The following is an 8422-nucleotide window of genomic DNA, read 5'->3' as shown; positions in this document are numbered from 1 at the left end:
GGCCACGGCCGTCTGCTGATCCGTCCCTCGGGCACCGAGCCGGTGATCCGGGTGATGGGCGAGGGCGACAATCACGACGTGGTCGAGGAAGTGGTCGACAGCATCGTCGATGCGCTCGGCAACGCGGCGGCTGCCGCCGCCTGAGGCCTGCTCCCGCCGCATCAGGCGGGGTGCAACGCTGCCATCGCAAATCCGCGCTACACACACGCAGCGCTCGGAACTAATTTATGAACGGTCGGCCAACGCGCCGGCCGTTCGTCGTTATTGCGCCCGCGAAGTCTGCGTCGGCGCCCCAAGCCCACCTCAGGAAACGCCGTGAACAAGCCTGTCACCGTCGATGCGGATATCGCTGCTCCGGTCAATCCGGCCGAGTTGCCGCTACCCGAGCTCACCAAGCCGGCGGCGCCCGCCGCGGCCGGGCCGGCCTATATCGTGCTCGGCGGCATCAGCTTCTCGCATTTCCTCAACGATACGATGCAGTCGCTGATCCCGTCGGTGTATCCGATCCTGAAGGCGAACTACGCGCTCGATTTCGGCCAGATCGGCATGATCACGCTGGCGTTCCAGTTCACCGCCTCGCTGCTGCAGCCGGTGGTTGGGCACATCACCGACAAGAAGGCGCAGCCGTTCTCGCTGGCGATCGGCATGGGCTCGACCTTCCTGGGGCTGCTGCTGCTCAGCGTCGCGCATTCCTACGCGGTGATCCTGATCGCCGCGGCGATGATCGGGCTCGGCTCGGCGGTGTTTCATCCCGAGTCGGCGCGGATCGCGCGGCTCGCCTCGGGCGGTCGCCACGGCATGGCACAATCGGTGTTTCAGGTCGGCGGCAATGCCGGCACCGCGCTCGGGCCGGTGCTGGCGGCGCTGATCGTTGTGCCGTTCGGCCAGCCGTCGATCGCCTGGTTCTCCTCGATCGCGTTCCTCGCCATCATCGTGCTGTGGCGCATCGGCGTCTGGTACAAGCCGCAGGTCGCCGGCAAGAAGAAGATGGTGGTGCAGCCGCATCCGCACGCGCCGAGCCGGCGCCGGGTGATGGTTGCGCTGGTCGTGCTGGTGGCGCTGCTGTTCTCCAAGCAGCTGTATCTGTCGAGCCTGTCGAGCTACTACACGTTCTATCTGATCGAGAAGTTCCAGGTCTCGACCCAGACCGCGCAGATCTTCCTGTTCATCTTCCTCGCCGCCACCGCGGCGGGAGTGTTCTTCGGCGGCCCGCTCGGCGACCGGTTCGGCCGCCGCTACGTGATCTGGTTCTCGATCCTGGGCATCCTGCCGTTCACCTTGGCGCTGCCATATGCCGGGCTCACCGCCAGCGCGGTGCTGACGGTGTTCATCGGGTTCATCCTGGCGTCGGCGACGCCGGCGATCATCGTGTTCGCCCAGGAGTTAATGCCGCATCGCTTCGGCATGATCTCGGGGATCTTTTTCGGCTTCGCCTTCGGCATCGGTGGCCTCGGCGCGGCGGCGCTCGGCCAGCTCGCCGATCATCGCGGCATCGACTTCGTCTATCAGGTCTGCTCGTTCCTGCCGGCGCTCGGCCTGCTCGCGGTGCTGCTGCCGAAGATGCCGCGCCACGCTCACTAGCGCAGCGTTGGGGCGGGCGTCGCTCTGATCCGCTCGATCACGGCTCCAGTTCCGATGGAACTGGAGCCGTTTTTTGTTCGTGCGCCGGCCAGTCGGATCGCGTTCGTCAGTAATGATTTGTTAGTCATTGCGGCGTCGGCACGGGGCTGGCGTTTGAAGTTGTTACCAGCGCAAAACGTTGCGACACCAAATATCAACCTTAAAAATTAGGGTTAAGTCGCGCTTAAGAAATTGATGGCATCGTTCGGTCTCATAGGTTTCCGGGTGTGGGGCCTTCGCAATTGATCATTGGACCAAAGGACGAAGCCAATGCGTAGCGTGAAGATTCTGATGGCCGCTGGAGCGGCTTCGCTGGTTGCCTCGGCCGCGATGGCGGCCGATATGCCGATTGCCCCGCCGCCCGCCTATGCACCGCCCCCGGTTGAAGATTTCGGTGGCTGGTACCTGCGCGGCGATATCGGATTCAGCAACCAGCAGGTCAAGGATCTGCGCTACGGGCGTGAATCGGCGTACTCGCAGCTCACGTCGTTCGACCAGCAGACCTCGTTCGACTCGGCCGGCATCTACGGTCTCGGCGTCGGCTATCAGTTCAATCCGTGGCTGCGCGCGGATTTGATCGGCCAATACCGTGGCAATTCGAACTTCAAGGGCACCGACCGCTTCACCGGCACCTCCAGCGGCGCGCCCTACAGCGCCATCGACAATTATGGCGCCTCCAAGTCCGAATGGCTGGTGATGGCGAACGCCTATGTCGATCTCGGCACCTGGTGGTGTATCACCCCGTTCGTCGGCGCCGGCGTCGGCGCCGCGCGGGTGACGATGGCGAACTTCACCGACACCGGCGTTAACACCATCCCGGGTTCGACGACGAGCTTCGCCAGTGCGCCGACCGCATCGAAGTGGAACTTGGCCTGGGCGGTGCACACCGGTCTCGCCTACAAGGTCAATCCCAACCTGACGCTCGAACTGGCATACAGCTATCTCAATCTGGGTGATGGCTATACCGGCTCGCTCTCGACTTACGATGGCCGGACCAGCAACAACAGCTTCAAGTTCAAGGACATCACCTCGCACGACGTGAAGCTCGGCGTGCGCTGGAATCTCGATGCGGGTCCGGTCTACGCCGCGCCGCCCCCCTTGATGCGCAAGGGCTGATCGTCGCCCTCGATCGTTTACAAGTATTAACGGCGCGGGAGCTTCCCGCGCCGTTTTTCTATGTCGGATACCTCGGGCGACAACGAAGAATTAAGGTTAACAGCCGATGATTGCGGTTGTGGAAAGGTTCGTCGAGGAGTGTAGCGATGCGTAGAGTTGTGGTGGCTGCGGCAGTCGGCGTGATGGCTCAGACGGCGTATGCGGCCGACATGCCGGACTACGGTCCGCTCCGCGGCGCGCTGGTGGAAACACCCCGAGTGGTCAACTGGGAAGGCTTCTATGTCGGCGGTCAGGGCGGCTACGGCACCTCCGACATGGACTTTACCGACGCGACCAGCAGCCTCGCCCACCAGCAGATGGTCCTGACCACCATCGAGAATGAATACAATATTTCTCGTTGGCCTGTGCTCGGCAAGAAGTCCAGCCATGGCAGCGGCTTCGGCGGATTCCTTGGCTACAACTGGCAATGGGATGACGTCGTGCTCAGCCTCGAAGCGAACTACATGCACGGTGACTTTGGCGGTTCTGATTCGGGCTCGATGGGACGTAGCTTTACGACCTCGGACGGCTATACCAACGGCGTGTATTACTCGGCGGCCGCGGCAATGAAAGTCAAAGATATCGGGTCGGTGCGCGCCCGCGCCGCCTATGCGTTCGGCAGCTTTCTGCCTTATGCGTTCGGCGGCGTTTCGCTCGGTCAGGCCGATATTGTCCGCACGGCTTCGGTCTCGGGTACGCAGGTCAACACCAGTGCCGCGCCCGGCTTTCAGAATATCGACTTCAGCGGCAGTCTCAGCCAGGTGCAGAACAACCACTTCCTTTACGGCTATGCTGGCGGCGTTGGCATGGACATGATGATCACGCGCGGCCTATTTCTCCGTGCCGAGTGGGAGTATCTGAAGTTCGCGGCGCCGATCAACACGGCGGTCTCCACCGTGCGCGGCGGTATCGGCTACAAGTTCTGATCTGACGTTGATGCACGCTCCGGCGACTGCTCGTCTCTGTCCGGAGACGCGAGGGCCTTCCGCGCATGAAGATCTACGGCGACCTCAACTCTGGCAACTGCCTGAAGGTGAAGTGGACCTGTGACCGGTTGGGTCTGCCTTATGCGTGGATCGCGATCGACACGATGCAGGGCGAGACCCGGACGCCGGCGTTCCTTGCGCTGAACCCGGCCGGGCAGGTTCCGGTGGTGGCGTTCGACGATGGCCGCTCGCTGGCGCAGTCCAACGCCGTCATCCGTTATCTCGCTCGTGGCAGCGACCTGATCCCTGCCGATCCGTGGCTCGAGGCCAAGATGGACGAGTGGCTGTTCTGGGAGCAGTACAGCCACGAGCCCTATATCGCGGTGTGCCGCTTCCAGATGGTCTATCTCGGCAAGCCGGCCAGTGAACTCGATCCGGACAAGGTTCGCCGCGGCCACGCCGCGTTGGCGCGGATGGAGCAGCATCTGGCGGATAACGAGTTTCTCGCCGGCGAGTTGTCGCTCGCCGATGTGGCATTGCTGGCCTACACCCGGATGGCCGAGCAGGGCGGTTTCGCGCTGAAGGACTATCCGGCCGTTCGAGCCTGGATTGCCCGTGCAGAAACCGGCCTCGGCCTGCCGGCCTTCCGTCCGTGAGTTGAGTGGCCCGATGAGCGCCGATCCCGCCGTCAAAATTCGTCCTGCGCGCCGGGACGATGTGTTCGCGATTGTGGCGATGCTGGCCGATGATCATCTCGGTGCCGGTCGCGAGAAGCTCGAAGACCCTCTGCCGGAGTCCTATTACGCCGCGTTCGATGCCCTGGAGCACTCGCCGCATATTCAGATGGTGGTGGCTGAAGATCACGACGGCCGTGTCGTCGGCTGTTTGCAGCTTGCGGTGCTGCCGGGACTGAGTTCGCAGGGGGCGTCCCGAGCGATCATCGAGGACGTTCGTGTGGCCCGTGATTGCCGTAGCCGCGGCATCGGCGAACTGCTGGTACGCTGGGCGATTGACGAAGCGCGCCGCCAGGGCTGCAAACTGGTCGAATTGTTTACGCATCAGAGCCGTGTCGATGCTCAGCGGTTCTACGTCCGACTCGGATTTCAGCCGTCGCATGTCGGCATGACGATGCGGTTTTGAATCGATTACTCCCCAGGCTTGTCATAACCCGGTATTGCTACTGAGTGGCAGTTTAACGGCGGGGTAACGGGCTCAATAAGATTCTACTCCGTATAAGAAGTGCAATTTCTCGGGGAGGAAGCCGGCCTGAGACCTGTCAGTTCAGGTTCCATCTTCAGGTTTCCATGATCAGGAGTGCACGACCGATGGCTCGGCCGCAGGTGAAGCCGACGGGCATCGAATGCCCGTTCGACGAAGATGAGTTGATCGTCTCCAAGACTGATATCAAAGGGCACATTACCTACGCCAACGATGTCTTCGTTCGTCTGGCAAAATTTCCGCGCTCGGAAGTGATCGGCGCGCCGCATTCGCTGGTGCGACACCCGGACATGCCGCGATCGATCTTCAAGCTGCTGTGGGACACCATCCAGGCCAAAAAGGAGATCTTTGCCTATGTGGTGAACATGGCGAGCGACGGCGATCATTACTGGGTGTTCGCCCATGTCACGCCGACGCTCGACGCCAACCGCAACGTCACCGGCTTCCACTCCAATCGGCGCAAGCCCGATCGGGATCAGGTCACCCGGATCGAGGCGCTGTATCGGCAATTGCACGACGAGGAGAATCGGCATCGCAACGCCAAGGACGGCATGCTGGCGGGCTACGCGTTGCTGATGAGCATGATCAAGGATCGGGGCGTCGAGTATGATGAGTTTGTCTTCTCTGTCTAAGGCGATGATCGCGGTCGCCGGTGCCGCCGTGGTCATGCTCGGCTTGGCCGCGGCGCGCATCCTGATCGGGCCGCTCGGCTCGGTCGTGGAGATCGTCGGGTTGCTGCTCGGTCTCGGCTCGATCGGTGTCGCGGCGTGGCTGCTGCATGGGGCCGCAGGCGCCGTCGGCGAGATTGCGGCGGTCGCCGAAAGTGCCGCGCATGGCGATCTCGAAGCGCGGGTGCAAGGTCGTCGCGACGGTGGTGACATCGGCAAGGCGCAGGCCGGCGTCAACAACATGCTCGACATCGTCGACGCCTTCGTCCGCGAGGCCTCCGCCTCGATGGACTACGTCAGCCAGGGCAAGACCTTCCGCAAGGTGCTGACGCGCGGCCTACCCGGATCGTTCAAGGTGGCGTCGACCACGATCAACAATGCCACCGGCGTGATGGATCGCCGGGTGCGGGACGTCGCCAAGGAGGCGCAGTGCTTCGCGGCCGGCATGGACAATGTCGCCAGCATGCTGGTGACCGCGTCGACCGGCCTGAAGGGTGATGCCGGCGCGATGGCCAATGCAGCCGAAGAGACCAGCCGCCAGTCGGTGAGTGTTGCTTCCGGTGCCGAGCAAGCCTCCGCCAACGTTCAAACGGTTGCCAGCGCGGCGGAGGAACTCACCGCTTCGATCGCCGAGATCTCGCGGCAGATCCAGCACTCGACCACCAGCACCCATCAGGCAGTCGATGAGGCTGCGCAGACCACTGACAAGATCCGGCAACTGGCCGACGCGGCGCAGCGGATCGGCGACGTCGTCAAGCTGATCAACGCAGTCGCGGCGCAGACCAACCTGCTGGCGCTCAACGCCACGATCGAGGCGGCGCGCGCCGGCGAATCCGGGCGTGGCTTCGCCGTCGTGGCTGCCGAGGTGAAGGCGCTCGCCAGCCAGACCGCCAAGGCGACCGAGGAGATCACCGCGCGGATCGGCGAGATGCAGTCGATCACGGAGGAGTCCGTGGGCGCCGTCGAGGCGATCAGTCGCCGCATTAGCGAGATCAACGAGGTGAGTACGTCGATCGCCTCTGCGGTTGAGGAGCAGGGCGCTGCGACGCGCGAGATCGCCAGCAATGTGCAGCAGGCTTCCGCCGGCACCGCGCTGGTGTCGTCGAACGTCGTTGGTATCAGCCATGCCGCCGACGATGCCGGCAAGATCGCGGTACGGGTCAACGGCGTCTCGGGCGAGATCGCCGGCCAAGTCGATCGGCTACGGAACGAAGTGCAGCGCTTCATCTCACAAGTCGCCTGATCGCGTTCGGCTGTTCCTGCACCTTCGCTCTAACTCGTGTGTGATGGCGCGGAACGACATTGCGCCGGCCTCCGTTCTCCCCTCACAGCAAAGGGAGAACGTCATGCAATCCAAGAACGTGTTGACCAAGAGTGGGGTGATCATCGCGGCCGTGCTGTTGGCGGCGTCAGGTTCATCGGCCCAAACCGGTGGCACCGGCGGCGGCAGCGGTGCCGGCGGCACTGCGGGCGGTGCGGCTTCGCCGGGCGGCATCAGCGCGCCGAGCTCAGTGCCTCCGAATTCCGGCCGTGGGGGGATTTCGTCGGCGCCGGGCGGATCAAGTACTTCCGCGACCGGAACCGGCATGTCCGGTACGACGACTGGATCGAACCTCAATTCGGGGACTAATCAACCGGGCGTTCCCAACACCTCGACGCCTGGCAGTATCGGCACCGGCGCGTCGCCGAGTGGTCTGCCAGGTGATTCCACCAGCAGCCCCGGCCATCCCGGGCAGGTCGGCAAGTAGCAGCTCGCCTGAACTCACTGATTCCAGCGCGCGTCGGCCGTTTCAGCCGGCGCGCTTTGTGCGTTCTTGCTCGTCATGGTCTCGTCGTATTTGCAGCCACGGCGCCGGCTTTCGAAAGTCTAAGCTGTCCGTGATCTCCCGGATGGCGAAGTTCCTTGACTTTCGAGGCCAAAGGACTATCCCCAGCAGCGGGAAACCTCTCCCCACCGAGAGGCAGCTATCTGGAAGGATAGACTATGACTGTAGCGAAGCCCGCTTCGCGGCCCAATGCGCCGCAATTCTCCTCCGGCCCCTGCGCGAAGCGCCCCGGCTGGTCTCCCGAAAATCTCAAGGACGCCCCGCTCGGCCGCTCGCATCGCGCGAAGGTCGGCAAGGCCAAGCTCAAGCTCGCGATCGACCTGACCCGCGACGTGCTCGAGGTCCCTGCCGACTACAAGATCGGCATCGTTCCGGCCTCCGACACCGGCGCCGTCGAAATGGCGCTGTGGTCGCTGCTCGGGCCGCGCCCGGTCACCACGCTGGCCTGGGAATCGTTCGGCGACGGCTGGGTCGGCGATATCACCAAGGAGCTGAAGCTCCCCAACGTCACCAAGCTCAAGGCTGGTTACGGCGAAATTCCCGACCTCACCAAGGTCGATTGCAACACCGACGTCGTCTTCACCTGGAACGGCACCACCTCCGGCGTCCGCGTTCCGAACGCCGACTGGATCAAGGCCGACCGTGAAGGCCTGACCATCTGCGACGCCACCTCGGCCGCCTTCGCACAGCCGCTGGATTGGGCCAAGCTCGATGTCGTCACCTTCTCCTGGCAGAAGGCGCTCGGCGGTGAAGCCGCGCACGGCATGCTGATCCTCTCGCCGCGCGCTGTTGCCCGTCTCGAGAGCTACACGCCGACCTGGCCGATGCCGAAGATCTTCCGCCTTACTAAGGGCGGCAAGCTGATCGAAGGTATCTTCCAGGGTGAGACCATCAACACCCCGTCGATGCTGTGCGTCGAGGACTACATCGACGCGCTGCAGTGGGCGAAGTCGGTGGGCGGCCTTAAGGGCCTGATCGCCCGTGCCGACGCCAACACCAAGGTGCTGAC

Annotated in this window: 9 protein-coding genes and 1 pseudogene; all 10 read left to right on the top strand. The window is 63.5% G+C overall.

Translation table 11 applies throughout. From position 1 onward, the window contains the following. A pseudogene (glmM, locus tag DYI24_RS15950) lies at nt 1–144 on the top strand (phosphoglucosamine mutase); the annotation flags it as partial. Between the two features lie 171 nt (nt 145–315). After that, nucleotides 316–1581 carry an MFS transporter gene (locus tag DYI24_RS15945; protein ID WP_164572987.1) on the top strand — a complete coding sequence of 422 codons (1266 nt, stop codon included), beginning with the start codon at nt 316–318 and terminating at the stop codon, nt 1579–1581. 309 nt (nt 1582–1890) lie between these two features. Continuing rightward, nucleotides 1891–2736 carry an outer membrane protein gene (locus tag DYI24_RS15940; RefSeq protein WP_164572986.1) on the top strand — a complete coding sequence of 282 codons (846 nt, stop codon included), beginning with the start codon at nt 1891–1893 and terminating at the stop codon, nt 2734–2736. A gap of 146 nt (nt 2737–2882) precedes the next feature. Continuing rightward, a complete protein-coding gene (locus DYI24_RS15935) occupies nt 2883–3701 on the top strand; it encodes an outer membrane protein (protein WP_164572985.1) in 819 nt (272 codons plus the stop codon). A gap of 65 nt (nt 3702–3766) precedes the next feature. Further along, nucleotides 3767–4357 (top strand): glutathione S-transferase family protein, encoded by a 591-nt coding sequence (locus tag DYI24_RS15930; RefSeq protein ID WP_164572984.1) that lies wholly within the window; start codon nt 3767–3769, stop codon nt 4355–4357. Nucleotides 4358–4370: 13 nt separating this feature from the next. Further along, nucleotides 4371–4841: a GNAT family N-acetyltransferase gene (locus DYI24_RS15925; protein ID WP_164572983.1), complete on the top strand. Its 471-nt coding sequence runs from the start codon at nt 4371–4373 to the stop codon at nt 4839–4841. A 185-nt stretch (nt 4842–5026) separates the two neighbouring features. Beyond that, a complete protein-coding gene (locus DYI24_RS15920; RefSeq protein WP_164572982.1) occupies nt 5027–5551 on the top strand; it encodes a PAS domain-containing protein in 525 nt (174 codons plus the stop codon). After that, nucleotides 5526–6830: a methyl-accepting chemotaxis protein gene (locus DYI24_RS15915; RefSeq protein WP_107345894.1), complete on the top strand. Its 1305-nt coding sequence runs from the start codon at nt 5526–5528 to the stop codon at nt 6828–6830. The genes DYI24_RS15920 and DYI24_RS15915 overlap by 26 nt, the downstream gene beginning before the upstream one ends. A gap of 103 nt (nt 6831–6933) precedes the next feature. Continuing rightward, entirely contained in the window at nt 6934–7335 is a 402-nt protein-coding gene (locus tag DYI24_RS15910) for a hypothetical protein (protein WP_164572981.1), read from the top strand. 236 nt (nt 7336–7571) lie between these two features. Then, a partial coding sequence (locus tag DYI24_RS15905) for a phosphoserine transaminase (RefSeq protein WP_164572980.1) occupies nt 7572–8422 on the top strand: 851 nt, incomplete at its 3' end.

Origin of the sequence: Rhodopseudomonas sp. BR0C11, from assembly GCF_010820945.1 — a bacterium.
Taxonomy (GTDB): domain Bacteria; phylum Pseudomonadota; class Alphaproteobacteria; order Rhizobiales; family Xanthobacteraceae; genus Rhodopseudomonas; species Rhodopseudomonas palustris_H.
The sequence above is the reverse complement of the archived record's forward strand: the minus strand, read 5'-3'. Positions and strand labels throughout refer to the sequence as shown.